Below are 21,567 nucleotides of genomic sequence, written 5' to 3' on the forward strand. Positions count from 1 at the left end.
AATCTCCGCTGCATTTCCTAAAAGCTAAAAGCTAATGGCTAAAAGCTCTCTTCATATACGTTTGTAACGACTCCGGTTTCCTGCCCAATATTTTCGCTAAAGTACCATCCGGAGCATCAAATTCCCCCTGATCTATGGCTTGCCCAAAGGCCGCAAATATATGACCATATTCCTCCGGAACACCTGTTGCTGCTAATTGTGCAGTATATTCGGCTACAGATGCCGCAGTATAGGTAATGGTTTTCCCGGACAACTCACTTAATATCGCCGCTATGTCATCAAAGGAATAGGATACGTCATCAGCGAGTACATATGACTTGTTTTCATGACCGCTTTCCAACATTAATTTTGCGCCTGCTATTCCCATGTCCTGGCGGGTAGCAAAAGCTACTTTTCCTTTGCCTGCCGGCAGATAGATCCCTGTCTCTAATACCTTTCCCCCCAGAAACATCGGCAGCATGTCGGTATAAACACTATGTTTCAGAATAGTATAAGCTATGCCGGATGCTTTTAATAATTGTTCCGTACGCAAATGCGCTTCTGCTACAAAAGCAATGGCGGAACTACCATCTTCCGTTTTACGGTCAAAACTGGAATAAAATATATGCCCCACTTTGGCAGCAATAGCAGCTTTCACCACGTTCTCGTGCTGGGGAATACGCCCGGTCACATCATTACCGGATACGAAGTACAGCTTGTCTGTTCCTTTAAAAGCAGCCAGCAGGGAGTTGTAGTCGTTATAATCCCCTTTCAATACCGTTACCCCTGCTTCGGCCAAACCCACAGCTTTGGAGGGATCTCTTGCCAATACAGCAATGTTTTCTGCAGCGGTATTTTTCAGTAATTCATCTACTACTGCCTTTCCAAGAGGGCCTGTTGCCCCTGTTACCAATATTTTACTCATATGATCATCCTGTTTTAATGCCTCAAAAGTACCTACCTTTGGTAACTGAAAATACCGCCTAACCTGTAGGTTAGTACTAACCTGCAGGTTAGTTAAAATGAATCATCATGAGTACTTCAACAACGAAAACAATACCCACCAGGGAAACCTGTACCGCCTCTTTAGCCGCCATGGGAGACGCACTCTATGCAATCGGAGGCAAATGGAAATTGAAAATTATCATTGCCTTACTGAATGGTAAACTCCGGTTTAATGAGCTGCAGCGGCAGGTCACCGGCATTTCCGCCAAAGTATTATCCAATGAATTGAAAGAGATGGAGATGAATGGTTTTATCTGCAAGATACCTGTGGAAGATGCCAAACATGTGGCAGAATATGAACTGTGTGAATATAGCCACACGCTGGGAGATGTGCTGAATGCCTTAACGGCCTGGGGTAAAATGCATAGGGCAAAAATTACAGGACGCACTGTGGAAACAGCCGCCCTGTAACAAATAATTACTTCGTTAAACTTGCTTTTACAGGTAATTGCAGTTGATATCCCTTGCCTGCACCTTTGTATACATATCTTTCTTCTGCGATGAAACCTGCCTTCTTTTTCCCTTTTATCAGGGCTTTCACTTCATCAGGTAACTGCTCGGTATCCGCGGCATTGACTGTTCCTTTTAAAGTAATGAGGATATCTCTGAAATACTTTTTTTCACTTACAGGAACGCTATAGGTACTTGTCCAGGAAGACAACTCTTCACCTTCTTCTCCACCTTCGGTTCTTTCAATACGATATGCTGCCATTACCTGCTGGTAGCCACCGTTCACGCCTGCAATCAGGTAGTAGTCTCCGTCGTAAGGCCCACCGGCACCGCCGTTGCTATGCTTTAATATAAAAGCATACTGGTCGGATCCTATCAGCAATGGTTTAGGAGTAGGGCACGAAGAAAAAGCACCATATGCTTTGATGCCCGGCTGAAACATGCGCAGGTTCCAACCCTGATCTGTTTGTACAAATTTTGCCAGGCCCAGTAAGCCACCGGTAAAGCGGGAAACAGTAGCGCCATCTTCGTCAAATTCAGAATGACTAAAGCTGATCACTTTATACGCCAGCCCTGAAGAATCCCTGAAATCCATTACATCCAGTAAACGGGTAGCCACACCTGCGCTATAGGGAAAGCTGCCCAGGCCATCTTCATTTACATCTTCATATTTTTTTGGCTTACAGGATTTACATTCCCAGTTGATCATCTCATTCACATATTTACCATTCACTAACCGGTAATGCTTGCCGGGAAACAGTTGCAGCAGCGCACTTTGTGCATTGAAAGTTCCTGGCAGCAACAATGTACGGGTGGGCAACAGGAGGGTATCACTGATATTTTTCTTTTTCAGGCCATCAGCCGGTACTTGTCCAAAGCAGGTCGCCATCAGGCCAGCCTGCATACATAACATAACAAACAAACGTTTTATCATATAGCGTATTTCTTTTCCGGGGTTTTACCGGCGGAAGCAAAGATAACCCTCGTTTGTTAAAAATTCATATCTCCGGAAAAGCTGTAAATTAGCTTCCTAACATATTGTCATCCATGAATCGTTTCGACAGGCTAACCGCTATACTCATTCACCTGCAATCCAAAAAACTGGTACAAGCCCAGGAAGTAGCCGACCGTTTTGATGTAAGTCTGCGTACCGTATACCGCGATATCCGCTCCCTGGAACAAGCCGGCGTACCCATTCTCGGCGAAAAAGGTCTGGGCTATTCCATTATGGAAGGATACCGTATTCCACCCGTTATGTTTACGGAAGAAGAAGTAGTGGCTTTCCTCATGGCAGAAAAAATACTGGAACAACATTCTGACCTGCATAACAGTCGTTTGTTCAAAGCCGCCATGTATAAAGTAAAAGCAGTGCTCCGCCATGCCTCCAAAAAGGTGATGGAAGAAATGGAAGAAAGTATTGACGTAAAAGAAAAAGTTTCCGAACATAATCACCTGATCAATGATAGCCTCCCCCGCATCATCAAAGCAGTAGGCGACAAATCGGTGTTGCATATTCAATATGCTACAGAGCAGGGTGTCAACGAAAGAGATATCGAACCTATCGGCATTTACCATGAAAACGGCAGCTGGAATGCCATTGCATTTTGTACCACATCTAAAAAATATCATGCTTTCCGGACAGAACGGATGTTGTCGGTGAGTGACACCGGCAAAACTGCTTCGCGGCAACATATCACCCTAAAGGAGTACCTCGCCAAACGCCCCCAGTTCACGACAGATTCATTCCCTGTGGTCATAGAAGTGGAAAATACAATGGCCCGTTACCTGGTAGAGCAGAAGTTCAACTATGGGTTCGCCAGCGAAAACCAGGGCCGCAAGCGCACCAAAATGACCTTTCAGGCGCCCTGCATACAGGCCTTTTCCCGCTGGTACATCACTTTTGCGGACCAGGCCTCCATTATTGAGCCCGCCTCATTAAAAACCCTGGTAAAAGACCGTTTACAGGAAATGCTGCAAAAAGTTTCCTGACCCCGTTTCTCAACTGACATACTGTTGTCATAGCAGGCAGGTAATTTTGGGTTATGAACAGTCAGCAAATCGCACAACTACGGTTGCAGCAACAGCAAATAGTGGCTTCCCACTTTACCCAACCCGCTGCATTGGTAAAATGGATGGGGTGTATGCAGGCACAGGATTATGCCGGGGCCAAATGGGCCATCGGCAACCGCGTGACAGGCAGCACTGATGCCAGTATTGAAAAGGATTTTAACGAAGGCAAAATCCTCCGTACCCATATCCTGCGCCCTACCTGGCATTTTGTTTCGCCGGAAGATATTGGCTGGATGCTGCAGCTGACAGCTCCCAAAGTAAAAGCTTTCAACAAAAACCTGCATGCCAGGCTGGGGATCTCTGACAAAGACCTCAAACGCAGCAAAACTGTCATCACCAACGCTCTCTGTAACAAAACATTCCTCACCCGGAGTGCCCTCATCCCCTTGCTGGCAAAAGCAAAAATCAATACAGATGATATCCGCCTCGGCTTCCTCCTCATGGATGCAGAACTGGATGGCCTCATTTGCAGCGGCCCCCGGCAGGGTAAACAATTTACCTATGCCCTGCTATCCGACAGGGCACCTGTTCAGCCCCCGATTGACCGTGACACTGCCATTGCCCGGCTTACGCGGCTGTATTTCAGCAGCAGAGGCCCCGCTACGGTCAATGACTTCCAATGGTGGAGCGGATTAAATATGACGGACATCAAAAAAGGACTACTGTTGAACAAATCCCTGCTCTCACATGTGGTCACTAACGGGCAAGCCTATTGGTTTTCTGCGGACACCACGCCTGCTGTCTCCCGCACCACTTCCGCCCTGCTCCTGCCCTCCTATGATGAATATGCGGTAGCCTATAAAGACCGGAGCGATATACTCAACCCCGCCCTGACCCAGCAAACGGGGTATGGCATCTTTAAACCGGTAGTGGTGGTCAACGGGCAGATAAGTGGGATCTGGAGCCGCAAAGAAATGCGGGATAAACTGGTAGTAGATACACAGCTATTGCACAGCAATAAGTCTGCCGACAAGGCTATCGCCGCGGCGGGCACGGCCTATGCCGCTTTCATGGGAAAAACATTGGCATAGGAAGCCCGTAGATTTGAAAAATGCTACTTTTGGAGGACTGTAACGCTAACGTGAAGTCATATGGATAATGTAAGCTTAAAACAAATCGCCCAAAAGTTTGCCGGGAGTAAACGCTTAAATGACTTTATTGAATATGGTGGTGTGGCCGCCGCTATTGAAACCATTGATGGAAATATTTACACCGGCGTGAGTATTGACACGGCCTGTTCCATGGGGTTTTGTGCGGAACACAGTGCTGTAGCTGAAATGCTGAAGCATGGAGAAAGTCAGATAAAATCTTTGGTAGCCGTAGATGAAGAAGGTAATGCAGTTCCCCCTTGTGGAAGATGCAGGGAATTGATCAGTCAATTGTCGAAAGAAAATCTCAAAGCTACTATTGAAGTTAAAAACGGCATCATAGTTACGCTGGCAGAGATCTTACCATATGATTGGAAAGAAGATCCGGGCAGAGCGTGGTGAATTTTGCTTTCTGCTTTCCCGTCAACAAAAACTAACTCCCAAAAAAGCCGGATATTTGTCAGATGATAGATGATATTCAACTTCAGCTAAGGAGGGTCAACGTCACCCGTTACGTAACGCCGTTGCGTGAAGGGGGTTCGCTGCCGGCAATTGCCGAAGCAGATGACGGGTTCCTCTATGCGCTTAAGTTCCGCGGAGCCGGACAAGGCGTAAAGGCACTCATTGCAGAATTAATCGGTGATGAAATAGCCAGGGTGTTGGGACTGAAAGTACCGGAATTAGTGTTTGCCAACCTGGACGAAGCCTTTGGCCGCACCGAGCCGGACGAAGAAATACAGGATCTCCTGAAAAGAAGTGTAGGCCTCAATCTTGCCCTGCACTACCTCTCCGGCGCTACTACTTACGACCCTACTGTAAATACCATTGCACCGACGCTGGCGTCTCAGATTGTGTGGCTGGACTGTTTGCTCACCAACGTAGACCGCACGCCCCGCAACACCAATATGCTGATGTGGCGCAATGAGCTGTGGCTGATAGATGCCGGTGCCGCTCTTTACTTCCATCACTCGTGGCACAACTGGCAGGAACAGGCCCTGCGCCCGTTTGTACAGGTAAAAGATCATGTACTGCTGCCGCAGGCCAGCGAACTGGAAAGCACAGATGCTGCGTTTCGCTTACTGCTAACGCCGGAGCGTATACGTGCCATTGTAAATATCATCCCCGATGAATGGCTGGTAGCAGATCATTCCGATGAAACGCCGGAAGAACGTCGCCAGGTATATTTTGAATTTTTAACAACGCGGATCAGCCACTCTGAAATTTTTGTAAAAGAAGCACAACATGCAAGACAAGCACTTATATGAATATGCCGTAATACGCGTGGTACCGAGTGTGGAGCGGGAAGAATTTTTGAATGTTGGTGTGATCCTTTATTGTAAGCAGCAAAAATTTTTACAGGCCGTGTATACGCTGGACGAAGAACGACTACGTGCATTTTCTCCTACAACAGATATCAACACCATACGGCCCTACCTCGAAGCTTTTGTAGAAATCAGCAAGGGTAGTAAAGCAGGAGGCCCTATCGCCAAACTGGATATGGCAGGGCGCTTCCGTTGGCTTACCGCCACGCGGAGCAGCATTATACAAACATCGAAAGTACATCCCGGTTTTTGTATCAGCGATGCGGAAGCAACACTGATGCGGCTGAAAGAGCAGCTGGTGGATTAACAAAAATATAGTTGACATTAAAAAAGTGCGGCGTACAAATTTGTACGCCGCACTTTTTTATTACATCGCGTACAGCTTTTTATTTATTGGTAAACGTATACGTTTTTCCTGGCTGCGTAGCCAGATCATATTGTATCGTTTCCTTCAACGCGGACATCTCCACTTTTGCATTCGGATTCATTTCCGCCTTTGCCGTTTCCTCCGTTTGGAAGAATACATTCGGCTGTTGACCACTCACTGCTTTCAGCTGCCCGTTTTCCTTTAACGCATTCGGTACACGCAGGCGCAGATTGCCGCCCAGTGTAGACTGTATGGTAATTTTACTAAGCTGTCCATCTTCCCATATCATTTCTTTTATCTCAAAACCACCACGTGCACGCAATCCGCTCACACGCCCTTTCTTCCAGTCGTCCGGCAGTGCAGGCAGTAAGTGTACCGTACCATCCTGGCTTTGCAGCAGCATCTCACAGATACCTGCGGTACAACCAAAATTACCATCTATCTGGAAAGGAGGATGTGCATCAAACAGGTTGGGATAAGTACCACCTCCACTGTTTTCGCCTTTGTTTACACCTGCAGGAGTGAGCTGATCTTTGATCAGCTTCCAGGCATGATTACCATCCAGCAAACGTGCCCAGAGATTCACTTTCCAACCCATAGACCAACCGGTAGACACATCTCCCCGCTGGATAAGTGAAGTACGTGCTGCTGCAAATAATTCGGGAGTACGGTAAGGAGAAATCTGGTTGGCAGGATACAATCCAAACAAATGCGACACGTGACGGTGTTTATCATTTGGATTGTCCAGGTCCTGCAGCCATTCCTGCAACTGACCGTATTGACCTATCTGCATAGGCGGTAATCTTTTGCGGGCAACTTTTATTTTTTCTACCAGCGCTTTGTCTGTATTCAATAATTCCGCCGCATGAATGGTGTTGGAAAAAAGATCGAATACCAGTTGATTATCCATGGTAGCACCCGCAGCAATAGATACGCCGGGATATACTTTGGGATTGTTTTCCGGCGACATGGAAGGAGATACCACCAACCATTTATGCACGGGCTCTTCTACGAGAAAGTCGAGATAAAATTCTGCTGCACCTTTTAAAGCAGGATATACTGTTTGCAGGTATTTTTTGTCACCGCTGAAAGTATATTTTTCCCAGAGATGACGACTTAACCAAGCACCTCCCATTGGCCACATCGCAGAATAGATTCCATCTACCGGGCCTGTTATACGCCACAGATCTGTATTATGATGGGTTACCCATCCACCGGCGCCATACATCACCTTCGCCGTTTCGCGACCAGTTACGGACAATTCTTTCACCATCTGTACCAGCGGCTCATGCATTTCAGTAAGATTGGTTTCTTCTGCCGGCCAGTAATTCATTTCTGTATTGATGTTGATCGTATACTTGCTACCCCAGGGTGGATTCATGAGCGGATTCCAGATACCCTGCAGGTTGGCTGGTTGACCGCCAGGTTGTGAGGCTGCAATGAGCAGGTATCTGCCAAACTGAAAATACAGTGCCACCAGTTGTGGATCGTTGCCATGTGCGAAATCACGCACACGGATGTCGGTAGGATTATTTACAGAGTCGGTACTACCCAAATCCAATTGTACGCGATTAAAAAAATGCTGATAGGCAGCAATATGATCTTTCAGCAGAGCGGCATAGTTCTTAGGCCATACCTTGTTCATATAATCCGTAGTACGTTTGGCTTCATCGGCGCTGATGTCGGCATAGTTCACGAAGTTGGTGGCGATAGAAACATATACTGTAACTGCATTGGCGCCGGTGATGCTGATAGCATCGCCACTGGCGGTACTCGTGCCACCTTCCGCTTTAAAACGTATCTGCGACTGAAACTTCACTTTGCCGGGCACACCATCTCTGTCGCCGCTGATGCCGGACAATACCAGCTCATTATTACCCTTCACTGCTACCGTTGATTTCTGCGGACTCTTCACCGATGCACCGAAAGTGATGCTGCCGGGTTTATCGGCAGTGAGCCGGATGATGATCGCCTGATCAGGTATAGAAGCAAATACCTGCCGGGTGTATTTCACCCCGTTTACGCTGTATAAAGTGCTGGCTACGGCGGTTTCCAGGTTCAACTCCCGGGAGTAACCGGTGTACTGATCATGACCGGGGAACTGCAGTTGCAGATCTCCTACCGGCTGATAACACATGCCGTTGATTTTCTCTGCCTGGATATTTTTTGCTGCCAGCTGACTGGCTTCTTTCATTTTACCATCAAAGATCAGCTGCCTGATTTCCGGTAAAGCGGCCAGTGCATGTGGATTATCGTTGCGGTTGGGGCTACCACTCCATAGTGTATTTTCGTTTAGCCGTACAAGTTCCTCTGCGGGGTTGCCATATACCATGGCAGCCAGTCGGCCATTACCTATCGGCAGTGCAGCTTCCCACACTTTACCTGATGGATGGTCGTACCATAACTTCTGTTCCCGTTGCTGTGAAAACACCGGCACGGATGCCAGGAGGATAATCACGTAAACGGCTATACTTTTTGTTGTTTTTCTTTGCATGAATATTTTCATTAGTGGAATTAAATTACTCCGGTTGATTTTCCGCCAAAATGCCAAAATTATAATTAGGTGTTTTACCCATGACTATCCTCAATGTGCCGCCCTTCAAAATATCGGTGTGCAGCAGGTAAGTCTTCGTATAGGCTTTACCATTTAACGTAATGCTTTGCACATAAATATTCTCCGGGCTGTTATTGATCGCCTCCACTATAAAAGGCTTACCACCACCGGTGTTGATCACGGCTTTATCTACCGCCGGGCTGCCGATCACATATTTTCCGGATGCCGGAAATACGGGATAAAAACCCATGGCAGAAAAAACATTCCAGGCAGCCATCTGTTCACAATCTTCATTACCAATGATACCGTCGGGTCGGTCGTGATACATCTCTTTCATGATATACCTAACCTTCTCTGCTGTTTTCCATTGCTGTCCTGCAAACGTATAGAGGTAAGCGATATGATGTCCCGGCTCATTGCCGTGCGCATATTGTCCGATCAACCCTGTCAGGTCTGCCAGCACTTCTTTATCCGCTTTCATGGGCAGTGTAAAGAAAGTATCCAGCTTCTCTGCCATTGCTTTTTTACCACCCAGCAAAGCAGCCAATCCGCTTACATCCTGCGGTACCAGCCAGAGATACTGCCAGGCGTTGCCTTCTGCCAGTTCCGGATCAGGCGCCTTGGTAGGATCAAAATCCGCCCGCATTACACCGGCAGCTGACCGGCCTCTGAAAAAGCCGGTCGCCGGATCAAAATACAATTTATAATTGGTGGCACGCTTAAGAAAATAATGGTAATCCTCCTCCTGATGCAATGCCTTAGCCATAGCCGCGGTGCTGGCATCACTGATGGCATATTCCAGTGCTGTAGCCACTGAACGGCGATGTACATCGTTGGGAATGATCCGGAAGCTTTTGGTATAAAGCATACCCAGACTATCCGACATAGCGGTACCTTTTACGGCGGCATAGGCACGGGTGGCATTAAATCCTTTGATGCCTTTCAGATAAGCCTCTGCCACAATCTGCATACTGCTGATGCCAACCATAGTGCCGGTTTCATTGCCGTACAGATGCCATTTGGGCAAACGCCCCTGCTGCTCATAAATAGCCAGCATGGTATTGATCATATCGGCGGTTTTTTCCGGTTCGATGAGTGTATACAGTGGATGTGCCGCACGATAAGTATCCCAGGTAGACAGGATAGTATAATTCGTAAATGCGGCATTTCTATATACCTTTTTATCTGCTCCGCGATAATCTCCATTATGATCATTGAACATGGCGGGGTTAATCATGGTATGATAAAGAGATGTATAAAAGATCCGCTGTTCCCTGGCAGATTTGGTGGTGACAAGTATCTTCGACAATTCTTTGTTCCAGCTTTCATCCGCTTTTTTTACAATGGCATCAAAATTCCATCCTGGTATTTCGGCCTGTATATTTTCCAATGCATTCTCTGCACTTACCGGGGAGATGCCTACTTTCAGCAATACGTCTCCCTCAGCGGCGTCAAAGCTCAGCAGTCCCTTTACGGCAGCGCCTTTTCCCTGATTGCCATTCAACAGCTGCGTATTATCGAATACCTGGAAATTTTTAACGGGAACGGAAGTACGAATAGCAAAATATACCTGCTGTACTTTTGCCCATCCGGTGGAATAACGGTAACCCTTAAACGTAGTCGCATCTACCTGTTCAATAAATGTTTCGGTGGCCTTATCCTGTGTACCTTCTTTCAGGTCTATGATCACACGGGCCGTTTTACCACCGGGAAAATGGTAGTGGTGAAAGCCTACTCTTTCGGTAGCTGTTAGCGCCGCTTTAATCTGATAGTCTTCCAGCATCACGGCATAATAGCCTGGTTTCACCGTTTCATGACGATGCGTATACAACGAGGCATACCCTGCGCGGTGATTTTCTTCCGTGCCTTTATCCGTTTTCACCTCGCCGGTGTAGGGCATTACCAGTATATCACCCAGGTCGCCGATACCGGTTCCATTTAAGTGCAGGTGCGAAAAGCCAATAAGGATGCTGTCGCCATAATTATAACCGGAATCCCAGTCCCACCCTTTGAAAATATTGGTGGGTCCCACCTGTACTGCACCGAAAGGCACACTGGCGCCTACAAACACATGGCCATGGCCACCGGAGCCGATGTAAGGATCCACGTATTGCGTAACTGATTGAGCTTTTAGTGAAATGAAAGCAGTTGACAACAACACAACACCAGGTATGATCTTTTTACTTAAAACAAAACTCATATCCATTCATTTAAATAATTGCAGTACGATTTTTTGTCTATCTCAGGATTATACTGATTTTAATGATTTCAGGATTTTTGTTTTTTTGATTTGAAAAGATTGAAAGATGAGCGAAACCAAACAATATGATGTTCTTCTTCGCTAATCTTTCAAATCCTGAAAAACAATTCTGAAATCATCAAAATCAGTATAATCCTGAGATAGACAAAAACTCGCGTTATTTATCCGTCTGTTCCAGCTCTTCCAATGTCCATAACTTATCCCTGCCTGCTACTGCGGCTCTCATCTGTTTCACATTTTCCACTTCTACTACCGGAGATTTACCTCTTTCATTTTTGCCGAAATTATAGCGTACATAGCTTAAGATGGAAGCCACCCACTCATCAGTGTTGGATGCGCCGAAAGGAGCCATTACATCGGTGTAGGTTTTACCATCAATAGGACCGGATAAACCGTTGAGCAAAATTTTCATCATCAGCTCCTTGTCACCACTCACACGTTTGGAGCCTACAAAAGGTGGTGCAGCAGCGGTGGTGCCACCTACAAAAATCCCTTTACCATCCGGGCCATGACAGGTAGAACAAAGCTGCTTGTAAATAGCAGCGCCGTTGAGGATCAGGTTACGATGCGCTGCCGGCATGTTGGCCAGGCGGCTACCGAATAATTTGGTATTGGTATTTACTTCTACACTGTTGGCTACACTGTGCAGCATGTTGGCATAGGGAGAATTAGTGACCATGGCCACCTGTAATGCTTTGGCTTTTTCTGATTTACTGGCCGTCAAAGACAGTACCATTTGAATTTGTACGGCCGCTGCCGGATCATTTTTCAGCGTGGCCAGTTTGCCGATTACCTCGTCATCATTATTTTTCAGGTAGCTTTCACTGATCCACACGGCTGCTTTTCTTACCTGGGCGGCGGTATCTGTGAGGGTGGTAAACAACGTTTGTTTATCAATTGCGTGTAGTCCTTCCAGCGTCCATAGCGCATGAATACGTGCCAGGGCGCCGGTAGTTTTGCCGATACTGGCATGCTGGCCCACCGCTATGGCTTTCAATTCGGGTACCACAGACAAATCACCGTTAGCGATGATTTCTTTCTGTGCATTTTCTCTCCACCAGCCATTGGGGTGATCGAGATAAGTGACCAGCGTGCTGCCGGAAGCATCCAGCAGATGTGGTTTTGCATCGGATTGATAACCATCATGCACCAGGCGGTAAATACGGCCACGGCCAATATTTTTATCCAGTCCTTTCTGCAGGATCCGCGGACGCAGGAAGCTGCCTTCGGCTGTCCAGGTGGCTTCCTGGATGATACCCCGGTACATGTCTACTATATAAAGACAACCATCCGGGCCGGTAGTGGTGTTCACCGGTCGGAAGTTCATATCATAGGAGGTAATGAATTCCTGTTGTCCTTCGTAGGCATTTTTCAGGGTGATCTTACCATCTACATCCGACACTTTTGCCCGTCTGATCAAACGGCCCACCGGCTCACAGATCAGCAGGTCGCCTTTCATATCTGCCGGTAAAGCATCTCCCCGGAAAACGGACTGTCCGCAGCTCGCGGTAAAGTGATTGAGGGTGGTGTCCGGACGCAGGCGGCTCATACCACCCTGTACATCCGGTGTGGCAATGATGGGCCATACTGCCAGGAAATCTTTGTTGTATTGATCATTGGGATTCAGGAAACCATAAGCCGGGTTGATCTGAAATCCCAAAGCAGGTATTTCGGCGCCAGCACTGGAAAAATACATGCGGCCATAGTCATCATTACCCAGCCCCCATTGACCACCAGGAGAGTTAGTAAGACTATCCGGCACCAGTTTACCCGCTACATAGCGGTAACGCACCGGATCGCAGCTCACATAGATCCAGTTATCCATATTCCAGACAAGTCCGCTCTTCTGGTGTTCCAGGTTGCGGGTATCAGGTTTATCGTTTTTGTATACCAGCTCTTTCGCATCCGCTATGCCATCTCCATTGGTGTCTGTATAACTCCAGATGTTATAGGTAAATGTTTCATTAACCAGCAATTTATGGCCAATGCAGAGCATCATGCGTGGCAGTACCAGGCTGTCTATGAAGACCGAACTTTTATCCATGATACCATCGCCGTTGGTATCTTCCAGCATGGAAATGCGGCAGATGGGCTGGTTTTCACCGGTACCATTGATATCCTGCATATAGGTGCGCATTTCCGCCACATACATGCGGGCGTTGCCATCCCATACAATGGCCACCGGTTCTTTGATCATCGGTTCGCAGGCTACCAGCTGCAGGTGGAATCCTGCCGGCACCTGTATGGACTTCATACTTTCCTTCACCGACTGATAAGCCGGCGAAGGATGTGGATTCACAATAATGTTTCCGGCAGCATCGCGCTTTACACCGGATGTTTTATTGGAGACTTTACACTGGTAAATAAACAGGCTGAATCCTGACAACAGGATGATCAGTAATGTGTTTCTTTTCATTTACGTGGAACTTTATTTTGTATTTAGAGAGAGAATATATGTCACCATTTTCTTTACATCGGCGGCAGCCAAAGCCGGGTGTGCAGCCATGGGCACTGCTCCCCAGGTCCCGGATCCGCCATTGATAATTTTTGTGGACAACAGCTCTACGTTGGTAGTGGAATACGGGTATTTTTTTGCCACATCTGCGTAAGCAGGACCCACTACTTTGGTATCTACTTTGTGACAGGCCAGGCAATCGGATTTTGACAGCAATACTTTTCCCTCTTCGACATCTTCTTTTTTAATGGCCGGTGTGGAGGCCAGCTTGTTTTTGGCGATGGGTGCCGTTTTCACAGGCGCTTTTTTCGCAACTGTGCCGGACTTTGTCTGGGCACCGGCAGTACCCATCATCATCAGAAAAACCGGGATAGCTAAACGTTTCATAACAGCAATGCAGATTTATAAAGTACAACAAGAATTCTACTGCAAGAAAGGAGGAGAGGTATAATAAATGATTAATAAAAGATTAATCTGGCGGTATTCCGGAAAATAAGGGCAAAAAAAGATGGTAAAGGCATTAATAAATGTATTAATAACCCATTTATGAAGCAATCAGGATAAGTTTAAGCGATGGTTTGCTGGAAGTCGGGTTGGTAATCCTCTCCATATAATTTCCGGTATTCCCGTACAAAATTTTCGAAGGTAGACCTGGCCAGGGAATGCTTGCCCAGCAATATGAGCGCCTTGCATTTCAACCGCATCACATCTTCATTAACGGCATCGAAGGCATAGAGGTAGTCGGCCAGCCGGATGAGGAAGCCAGGATCTTCTTTTATATCCACGGCTGCGGCGTAGTGCAGATAACGGTCTACTATTTCATTGGCGATCTCCGATTTGAAGGGGTCGAGCCAATCCTGTTCATCCGCGGGCAGGAAACTACCCCGCTGAATAATATCTCCCAGCTGCAGCATCTCCACCCGCGTAGGTTTATCATTTTGCCGGACGCCGGATAAATAAGCGATATAGTCGATATACAGCGGCGCCTCCCCGGTTTTTATTTTCCAGTAGCCGGTATCTTTCGATAGCTCGCAACCATTTATTTTATCCAGGATATTTTTGAGTTTGGCAATATTAACGGCCAGATTATTCCTTGCGCTTTCCGGCGATTTATCGAACCACAGCTGTTCTTTCAGCTTTTCTGCGCTGATCCCCCTTTCCCATTTGATGGTATATAAAAGAATGATGAGAAACAATTCTTTCACCAGTGGGGTGAATAACCTGGTGATTTCATTACCAGCTGCATCATACACCTGGAAGTCACCAAACAGGTAGATGGCATTTTCCATGGGCGAAGGATATCTGATGTAGGGCGCTTTATCGTTAACCAATAAAGCGGGTGCATCTTCCGGAATTACCTTCCTTTTTAATAACCCTGCCAGGATGGTACTCATTAGTAACCCTACAGTGAGCACTCCAATGGCCAGCAACCAACCCTTTCCAATACCTGCCGGCGGAGGCGGCGTACTTTCCACCACAAAAGGAGGGGCGTATAAAGAATAGATATTGACACTGGTATTACTATGATCATCCGGGCTATACAGTGTGACAACCACAAAACGTTTGGCGGTGGGGCTGTAAAAAAGATCTGCATAGGCGTCTACATCCTGGAATTCAAAGGGGATGCTGCTGCCCACTGCCTGGAACACCGGCCTGGTTAGTGAGCCTTTGATCATCTGCAGACCGGAATTAAACTTATGCTTGGGAAATATTAATCCAAAATACGACTGATCTGTTGTGTCGATCACCAGTGAGTTCGCGAATACAAATTCCTCCGTGTCCTTTTTCAGCTCATACAATTTTTTAAAAGTATGAGAGCGGGCATCGAAGTATTGGAGGTCATATAGATTTTTAGGATTCAGCACCTGTTTCCCGGAAGCATTGCCATAGCCACCTATCATGTACAATCCGTTGGCGTCGGCCCCGGCAGCAGCCAGGTAACGTGGTGTGATACCGCTGGTAATGGAGTCAACACGGATATTGTTGGTAAGTGGCACTGCCCTGCTGTAAATATCGCTCCTGTATAAAAAGAAGCCATAACCGTTGAAAGTATATAAGAGGCTGTCGCCCTGCAGGTATTTATTAAAGTGGCCGTATTCGGAGGATCGTTCCTTCTTTTCCATGTATTTATTCCAGGCGAGGGAATCTACTTTCAGGCTGCCCATTTTTTTCAGATCCAGCGAGAAAGTATAGATTTCCCGGGTGCGGGCATTATATACCGACTGATAAGCGCTGAATAAATTCTGTTCACCGGTGATATAAGCGGCCGGCACTATTTTATTGGAGAGCAGGTGGTAGCTGAATAATGAATCACGGCTGACCAGGTATAAAATCCCTTCCTGTTGATTAAAGGCTACGCTGGCAGGGCCTTTTACTGTAAATTGCTGCAAGGGCTGCCAATTGCGATGCATCTTTTTAATCCAAACCGGATTGACGGCTGTTCCCGGACCTTTACCCAGCGAATCAGCCGCGATGACGCCAGCTTCTTCATTCAGCGGCCAAACATACCGGAGTGTTCCCTGTTCATTCATCCGTATGTTTCGGATCTTCATGGGAGGCACATCTGCATTCTTAAAGGTCTTGTAATCATTTGCGCCAAAAAAAACGCGGTAGCACGACTTCTCCGCAAAAGTGATCCGCTCCCGGAAGGATTCCTGATCCCTTACAATGGTGAGCATGTCCTGCTGTGCATCCAACTGCAGCCGGATCTGGTGCCAGTCGTCTGTTTTACCTAAACCAGGTATATCGAAAGAAATGCCGGAGTAGCTGTCGCCCACAATCACCCGGAAATGTTTATCGCCGAATTTAGGGTCATAATCATACAGGATATCAATATTCTTCTCCTCATTTTGTATGACCCGGACTACATACCCGAAATAATTTTTCTGCGCGGGTATAAAAGATATCTCGAAAGATAATTCAAAGCTATTGGTAAAACAAATTGGTTGTTCAGCTCCCAGTGCCAGTCCCGTTCTTTTGTCGGGTATAGCCTCATGGCTGCAGAATCCCAGGCCATCCGTTTGTCCGGATGCTGTGAACACGCAAAATACCAACAGGAAGAAACACAGACAACAATCGTGGAATTTTATCATTACCGGCTTTACTTAAAATAGACCCAATAACAGCAGCACTAACCGGTAAAATACATATTTTCACCATAGTATAGCGCTTCCGACAGGGAATCAAAAGTAACAGGAATAAGATTTATTCCAAAACCGTTTAAAATATTTTGGGCGTTTTACTCTGCCCGCATACTTTTCACCGGATCTGCCAGCGCAGCCTTTAATGCCTGGTAGCTGATAGTCCCAATGGCAATGATCAGCGCAATGATCCCGGATACTGCAAATACCCACCAGCCAATGCTGATGCGATAAGCAAATACCTGCAACCATTTGTGCATAAAATACCAGGCCACCGGTGTAGCTATGATAAAGGAAATGAGGACCAGTTTCAGAAAATCGCGGGATAACAGGTTCACAATATCCGCCACCGAAGCCCCCATGACTTTACGGATACCTATTTCCCGGGTACGCTGTATAGCGCTATAGGAAGCCAGTCCCAATAATCCCAGGCAGGAAATGATAATGGCCAGCACTGCAAAGTTGAAAAAGAGTTTACCAAATCGTTCTTCCGTACGGTATTGCCGGTCGAAAAATTCATCCAGGAAAAAATAGCTGAATGGCCGGTCAGGCATCAGCGCTCTCCATTTGCGTTCAATCGCAGCAAGGGTACCAGACAAATCACCCGGCGCTACATTCACCGAAATCATATCACAGTCCTGCGGTTCAATGCGCATGGTGAGTGGCTTGATATTTTCCTGCAGGGAACGGAAGTGGAAATCTTTTACCACCCCGATAATCACGCCTTGCCGGCCCCACTGCCGGAATCCTCTGCCCACCGCTTCTTCCGGTTTGGCATAGCCAAACAATTTGGCAGCCGCTTCATTGATCATCATGGCACTCGTGGTATCCGTTCCAAAATCCCTTGAAAAACCACGACCTGCTACTACTTTAATATCATACTGTTTCAGGTAATCGTAATCTACATCGTACAGATCCAGGTTAGCCACCTGCATATCGCCTTGCTTATTGACGATCTCTGAATAAGCACCGTTCGTTTCTCCTCCGGGCACACCTGAGGCCATGCTCACGGAATTTACTTTAGGTAGTGCGGCAATGGCCTCTTTCAGCGCATTTTTAGCCGGGTCGCCATGGGTATCGATGACCAGCATCTGATTTTTACTAAAGCCCAGATCCTTGTTGTGCATATAATGCATTTGCAACGATACGATGATAGTACCAATGATCAGCGCAATAGAAATAGCAAACTGTGTTACCACCAACCCTTTCCGGAGGAAAACACCTCTGGTGCCAGTAGCAAAACGTCCTTTTAACACGGAGGCCGGCTTAAAAGAAGAAAGCACCAACGCCGGATAAATGCCCGCCAGCAAACCAATCACCACAGCGGATGCAAACAATATCAATACATACCAGCCATTGGCAAAAAGACCGGTGGCAATGGTTTTACCTGCCAACAGGTTAAATGTTGGCAGCAATAACATAAATAATACGACAGTAAACACAAAAGCAATTAAACACAACATCACACATTCACCGATAAACTGCCGGAGCAGTTCATATTTAGTAGCTCCTACTACCTTACGGATGCCTATTTCTTTTGCCCGCTCTACCGACCGGGCGGTAGTCAGATTGATGAAATTAATACAGGCGATGAAGAGAATAAATATAGCAACGACAGAAAAAATATACACATTGGTAATGCTGCCCTTTTCATAAGCTGAATAAGCGCCGGAATACAAATAAATTTTCTCTAATGGCTGCAGCTTCACGGTATAAAACATCTTTGCCTTCCTTCTCTCATTACCATTATGCTGTTCTATAAAATCCGGAAACTTTGCTTCCAGTGAAGCAGGATTCACATTCGGTTTCAGGAGCAGGAAAGTCACCGCGCCAAAATTCCCCCAGGATTTATCCAAGTTCGGATTCAATTTCAACATGGTACTCATAGATACCAGCATATCCGCTTTGATCTGCGAGTTCTCCGGCATATCTGCTATCACGCCCGTAACCGTGCTGGGCATCATGTCTCCTGTCAGCAATACTGTTTGACCTATCGGATCAGCCTCCCCAAAATACTTCTTCACCGCAGAGCTGCTTAACACCACGCTATTCACGTTTTGCAGGGCGGTCGCGGGATCTCCTTTCAGTAACTTAAAATCAAATACCCGGAATATGGAAGAATCAGCAAACAAAGAACGTTCTTCCTGGAAGCTAACATTCCCTTTCTTCACCAGCAGATTAGCTTTACTGAATCTGGCAAACGCTTCCACCTCTGGAAAATCATGCTGCATATTGGGACCAAAAGGCCAGGGCGTAATACCTCCGTAGATCAACTCACTAGGTGTTTGCACATCACAGGTCACCCGATAAATACGATCCCCTTTGGAATGAAATTTATCATAGCTCAATTCAAAATGCACATACAGGAAAATGAAGAAACAAGCGGTGAGGCCTACTGTAAGACCTAATATATTGATAGCAGAAAATACTTTGTTTCTCCAGAGATTGCGCCAGGCAATTTTGAGATAGTTTTTGAACATCAGTAATAGTTGATAAGATGATCCCGTTCACAAGTACCGATGGTGATGAGCGAAGAAAATGCCAGGGTGGAGCCGACTTAAAATCAGGAGCTATCGAATAGTGGTTATTTTTAATTTGTTCGATTAGGGACGTTGGGGTGTTCGGAAATGGACAGCGGGGCAAAACAAAAAAGGAGGTATCATTATATGCGATACCTCCCCAAAAAAATCGATGGGCTCCTACCCCTTCTTCTTCAAATCTATCGTCACCATACTCCCCCACTTCACCGGCGTAACATTCCAGTACACCTCTCTCAGCGTCAGCTTCATCGTAGCAGGATCCAGTGCGGCGAACAGGAAAGTCAGTTTGGTTTCATCAGCTGCCGACACCACTCCTTTCATCGGAGAATCCGCGCTGGCAGCGCTTAACGACACATCATTATCCGGGCCTGTCCAGGTATAGAATTTACTTTCGTGTACGTGTCCGTGCAGGTATGCGCGGATATTGGTATGCTGTTTTAGAAAGGCAGCAAATGCGCGCTGCTCAATCGCTCCGGCTGTAGCAGGTGAGGTGCCATCTTTAAAATGTTCATCCAGTACGTTATCAAATTTATCGGTAGTATTGATGCTATGGTTACCGTTTGGATTGGTAAAATGATTGGATACAACGGCAGGCTGATCATGTGCCACAATGATCACCGGTGTTTCAGTTTTTACATTTTGCAGATCGGTATTCAGCCAAATTCTCACGGCAGAATCGGGCCACATCTGGATAAAGCAAAAATGCACACCTGCAATATCGCGGGAGTAGTTGATACGATCACCATTATAATTATAGGTGAGTGCCGTTCTGAGCAGAGATGGTTTAAACATCAGGTTATAGATCTCTGCCATGGAGCTGGCATCTGTTAACGGTTGCATTTTAGCGTAGTAGCCAATTGTGTTGGATACATCATGATTACCGGGCACCATGAGGAAACCGGCAGGCAGATTGTTTTTATTTTTCAGTGTAAGATTTTGCAGGTAGTCCGTTTTAAACTGTCTCCAGGAGATGCCGGCTGTTTGCACACTGGCACTTACTTCCATGCGGTTGGCGATGTCTCCGGCTTCCATCACATAATCTACATTCGCGATTTTTTTACCGGCATTCACCCCACCATCATCCGGCAAGGTCAGATCTGGCAAAGTATTCATTTTTGCCACCATGGCAGCATTTACCGTATGTGCGTCTACGTTAGCACCTCCCTGGAAGGCAGCGCGGGTAATGCCATAATGCGCATCAGAGGTAAATACAAACTGTACAATGGCGGCTGGTTCTTCTTTGGTTGGGTCATCATTCTTTTTGCATCCTGATATTACTGCTACACTCAGTAAAGGAAGGAGGTATATTGCTTTTCTTTTCATAAAGCTGTTCATTTTTATTTTCTTTTATAAAATGAGATGGCCACTTTTTCGTCAGGATACTTTTTTGTTTCCGAGTCAGTGAAATAACCACTGCCGTCCAGGGCGAAGCAGATACCTTCTCCCTGCCGTTCATTGCGGGCATAGGGAGCATCCTGCGGTTTACGTAACAGTGCGGCGGCGATGGTTTCGCCTGCCTGTCTTTTCCAGTACCAGATCTGCCCGGTATTACGCAGTAATATTTCGCTGCCATCAGCGGAAATATCGCCGGAAGTAAGCAGGTCAAAAGGCAGTTTATCCAGGGCTACCAATGTTGTTTTGGTGCTAACAGACTGTGGATAGCGGGCCACATACAGCGTGCTTCTGCTGCTTTGTTTGGTGGCGATGTAAAGATCCCTGGTCAATGGATCCAGCAACAGTGATTCTGCGTTCACCGGACCTCCGGGATATTGCAATTCTATTTTATCAATGGCGGTAATATTGATGACCGTAGCGGCATTGGCAGCCGACAAATCCGGTTCCGGAAACCGGTAAATAAATATGCTGGGGTAAGCGGAATTATTATCGCCTATTTCTGCCACATAGATGTAGCTCTTATCTTTCTCCGGTCCCGGTCCGGTGGCAATGTCTTCCCAGTCGCGGTTGGAGAGCCCCTGCAATAGCAGCTTGCCGGCATCTCTGCCATTCGCAGCAGTCACGTATACTTCGTTGGAGTTGCCGCTGTCTTCATGCACATATAACAGTCCCGGATATACGTGACTGGGCGCTATGCCGGATAATTCCTGGTAGTCCTCCCTCGTCGTAGCGCTCACTTGCGGTGTTTCGTTGAACAGCACGCAGCGGTCCAGCAGAGAAAGGTCATAGGTGGCTGTTTTCATGGTATCCACCACTACTATTGTAGTATCCTTGCCGGGAGTGGTGGCATCTCCTTTACCATCTTTTCCACAGGCGGCGGCAGCAGTTATACATACAGATAAAAAAAGAAAGCTGTAAGCACGATTCATGGTTGAAAAATTG

The 21,567-nt window shown here is 46.7% G+C and carries 16 protein-coding genes; 6 read left to right on the forward strand and 10 right to left on the reverse strand.

Features of this window, described 5'->3' with window-relative positions; genetic code table 11:
• Positions 1-31: 31 nt before the first annotated feature.
• A complete protein-coding gene (locus AB4Z08_RS01515) occupies positions 32-904 on the reverse strand; it encodes an SDR family oxidoreductase (RefSeq protein WP_441571999.1) in 873 nt (290 codons plus the stop codon).
• A 107-nt stretch (positions 905-1,011) separates the two neighbouring features.
• Between AB4Z08_RS01515 and AB4Z08_RS01520 the strand changes: the two genes are divergently transcribed.
• Positions 1,012-1,395: a winged helix-turn-helix transcriptional regulator gene (locus AB4Z08_RS01520; RefSeq protein ID WP_441572000.1), complete on the forward strand. Its 384-nt coding sequence runs from the start codon at positions 1,012-1,014 to the stop codon at positions 1,393-1,395.
• A gap of 7 nt (positions 1,396-1,402) precedes the next feature.
• Here AB4Z08_RS01520 and AB4Z08_RS01525 read toward each other — a convergent pair whose 3' ends face one another.
• Complete coding sequence (locus AB4Z08_RS01525) at positions 1,403-2,368, reverse strand: hypothetical protein (RefSeq protein WP_441572001.1); 966 nt, start codon at positions 2,366-2,368, stop codon at positions 1,403-1,405.
• A 113-nt stretch (positions 2,369-2,481) separates the two neighbouring features.
• On the opposite strand from AB4Z08_RS01525, the gene AB4Z08_RS01530 reads away from it, so the two are divergent.
• From AB4Z08_RS01530 to AB4Z08_RS01550, 5 genes are all read left to right on the forward strand, one after another.
• Positions 2,482-3,423 carry a helix-turn-helix transcriptional regulator gene (locus AB4Z08_RS01530; protein WP_441572002.1) on the forward strand — a complete coding sequence of 314 codons (942 nt, stop codon included), beginning with the start codon at positions 2,482-2,484 and terminating at the stop codon, positions 3,421-3,423.
• Between the two features lie 53 nt (positions 3,424-3,476).
• The gene (locus AB4Z08_RS01535) at positions 3,477-4,535 is read left to right on the forward strand and encodes a winged helix DNA-binding domain-containing protein (protein ID WP_441572003.1); all 1,059 of its coding nucleotides are present in this window, start codon (positions 3,477-3,479) and stop codon (positions 4,533-4,535) included.
• Positions 4,536-4,595: 60 nt separating this feature from the next.
• Positions 4,596-4,994, forward strand: a complete 399-nt coding sequence (locus tag AB4Z08_RS01540; protein WP_441572004.1) for a cytidine deaminase family protein — start codon at positions 4,596-4,598, stop codon at positions 4,992-4,994.
• 62 nt (positions 4,995-5,056) lie between these two features.
• Entirely contained in the window at positions 5,057-5,857 is an 801-nt protein-coding gene (locus tag AB4Z08_RS01545; protein ID WP_441572005.1) for a HipA family kinase, read from the forward strand.
• Positions 5,835-6,221, forward strand: coding sequence for a DUF3037 domain-containing protein (locus AB4Z08_RS01550; RefSeq protein WP_441572006.1), 387 nt, complete (start codon positions 5,835-5,837; stop codon positions 6,219-6,221). Before AB4Z08_RS01545 ends, AB4Z08_RS01550 begins: the two co-directional genes overlap by 23 nt.
• Positions 6,222-6,300: 79 nt before the next feature.
• Here the strand turns inward: AB4Z08_RS01550 and AB4Z08_RS01555 are convergent, their stop codons facing one another.
• From AB4Z08_RS01555 to AB4Z08_RS01590, 8 genes are all read right to left on the reverse strand, one after another.
• Complete coding sequence (locus AB4Z08_RS01555) at positions 6,301-8,775, reverse strand: glycoside hydrolase family 95 protein (RefSeq protein WP_441572007.1); 2,475 nt, start codon at positions 8,773-8,775, stop codon at positions 6,301-6,303.
• Between the two features lie 25 nt (positions 8,776-8,800).
• On the reverse strand, positions 8,801-11,035 hold the full coding sequence (locus tag AB4Z08_RS01560; RefSeq protein WP_441572008.1) for a GH92 family glycosyl hydrolase: 2,235 nt from the start codon (positions 11,033-11,035) through the stop codon (positions 8,801-8,803).
• Positions 11,036-11,252: 217 nt separating this feature from the next.
• Positions 11,253-13,511: a DUF7133 domain-containing protein gene (locus tag AB4Z08_RS01565; protein WP_441572009.1), complete on the reverse strand. Its 2,259-nt coding sequence runs from the start codon at positions 13,509-13,511 to the stop codon at positions 11,253-11,255.
• A gap of 12 nt (positions 13,512-13,523) precedes the next feature.
• On the reverse strand, positions 13,524-13,937 hold the full coding sequence (locus AB4Z08_RS01570; protein ID WP_441572010.1) for a c-type cytochrome: 414 nt from the start codon (positions 13,935-13,937) through the stop codon (positions 13,524-13,526).
• A gap of 179 nt (positions 13,938-14,116) precedes the next feature.
• Positions 14,117-16,642 carry a hypothetical protein gene (locus AB4Z08_RS01575; protein ID WP_441572011.1) on the reverse strand — a complete coding sequence of 842 codons (2,526 nt, stop codon included), beginning with the start codon at positions 16,640-16,642 and terminating at the stop codon, positions 14,117-14,119.
• A 146-nt stretch (positions 16,643-16,788) separates the two neighbouring features.
• Complete coding sequence (locus tag AB4Z08_RS01580; RefSeq protein WP_441572012.1) at positions 16,789-19,170, reverse strand: ABC transporter permease; 2,382 nt, start codon at positions 19,168-19,170, stop codon at positions 16,789-16,791.
• Between the two features lie 219 nt (positions 19,171-19,389).
• A complete protein-coding gene (locus AB4Z08_RS01585) occupies positions 19,390-20,553 on the reverse strand; it encodes a metallophosphoesterase family protein (protein ID WP_441572013.1) in 1,164 nt (387 codons plus the stop codon).
• A 14-nt stretch (positions 20,554-20,567) separates the two neighbouring features.
• Positions 20,568-21,554, reverse strand: a complete 987-nt coding sequence (locus tag AB4Z08_RS01590; protein WP_441572014.1) for a hypothetical protein — start codon at positions 21,552-21,554, stop codon at positions 20,568-20,570.
• Between the last annotated feature and the right edge of the window lie 13 nt (positions 21,555-21,567).

The sequence above is a fragment of the Chitinophaga sp. RAB17 genome (genome assembly GCF_052114225.1).
Taxonomy (GTDB): domain Bacteria; phylum Bacteroidota; class Bacteroidia; order Chitinophagales; family Chitinophagaceae; genus Chitinophaga.

Coding starts and splice junctions, on each gene's coding strand:
- AB4Z08_RS01515 (WP_441571999.1), bottom strand. CDS start 904: ATGAGTAAAATATTGGTAACAGGGGCAACAGGCCCTCTTGGAAAGGCA.
- AB4Z08_RS01520 (WP_441572000.1), top strand. CDS start 1,012: ATGAGTACTTCAACAACGAAAACAATACCCACCAGGGAAACCTGTACC.
- AB4Z08_RS01525 (WP_441572001.1), bottom strand. CDS start 2,368: ATGATAAAACGTTTGTTTGTTATGTTATGTATGCAGGCTGGCCTGATG.
- AB4Z08_RS01530 (WP_441572002.1), top strand. CDS start 2,482: ATGAATCGTTTCGACAGGCTAACCGCTATACTCATTCACCTGCAATCC.
- AB4Z08_RS01535 (WP_441572003.1), top strand. CDS start 3,477: ATGAACAGTCAGCAAATCGCACAACTACGGTTGCAGCAACAGCAAATA.
- AB4Z08_RS01540 (WP_441572004.1), top strand. CDS start 4,596: ATGGATAATGTAAGCTTAAAACAAATCGCCCAAAAGTTTGCCGGGAGT.
- AB4Z08_RS01545 (WP_441572005.1), top strand. CDS start 5,057: ATGATAGATGATATTCAACTTCAGCTAAGGAGGGTCAACGTCACCCGT.
- AB4Z08_RS01550 (WP_441572006.1), top strand. CDS start 5,835: ATGCAAGACAAGCACTTATATGAATATGCCGTAATACGCGTGGTACCG.
- AB4Z08_RS01555 (WP_441572007.1), bottom strand. CDS start 8,775: ATGCAAAGAAAAACAACAAAAAGTATAGCCGTTTACGTGATTATCCTC.
- AB4Z08_RS01560 (WP_441572008.1), bottom strand. CDS start 11,035: ATGAGTTTTGTTTTAAGTAAAAAGATCATACCTGGTGTTGTGTTGTTG.
- AB4Z08_RS01565 (WP_441572009.1), bottom strand. CDS start 13,511: ATGAAAAGAAACACATTACTGATCATCCTGTTGTCAGGATTCAGCCTG.
- AB4Z08_RS01570 (WP_441572010.1), bottom strand. CDS start 13,937: ATGAAACGTTTAGCTATCCCGGTTTTTCTGATGATGATGGGTACTGCC.
- AB4Z08_RS01575 (WP_441572011.1), bottom strand. CDS start 16,642: ATGATAAAATTCCACGATTGTTGTCTGTGTTTCTTCCTGTTGGTATTT.
- AB4Z08_RS01580 (WP_441572012.1), bottom strand. CDS start 19,170: ATGTTCAAAAACTATCTCAAAATTGCCTGGCGCAATCTCTGGAGAAAC.
- AB4Z08_RS01585 (WP_441572013.1), bottom strand. CDS start 20,553: ATGAAAAGAAAAGCAATATACCTCCTTCCTTTACTGAGTGTAGCAGTA.
- AB4Z08_RS01590 (WP_441572014.1), bottom strand. CDS start 21,554: ATGAATCGTGCTTACAGCTTTCTTTTTTTATCTGTATGTATAACTGCT.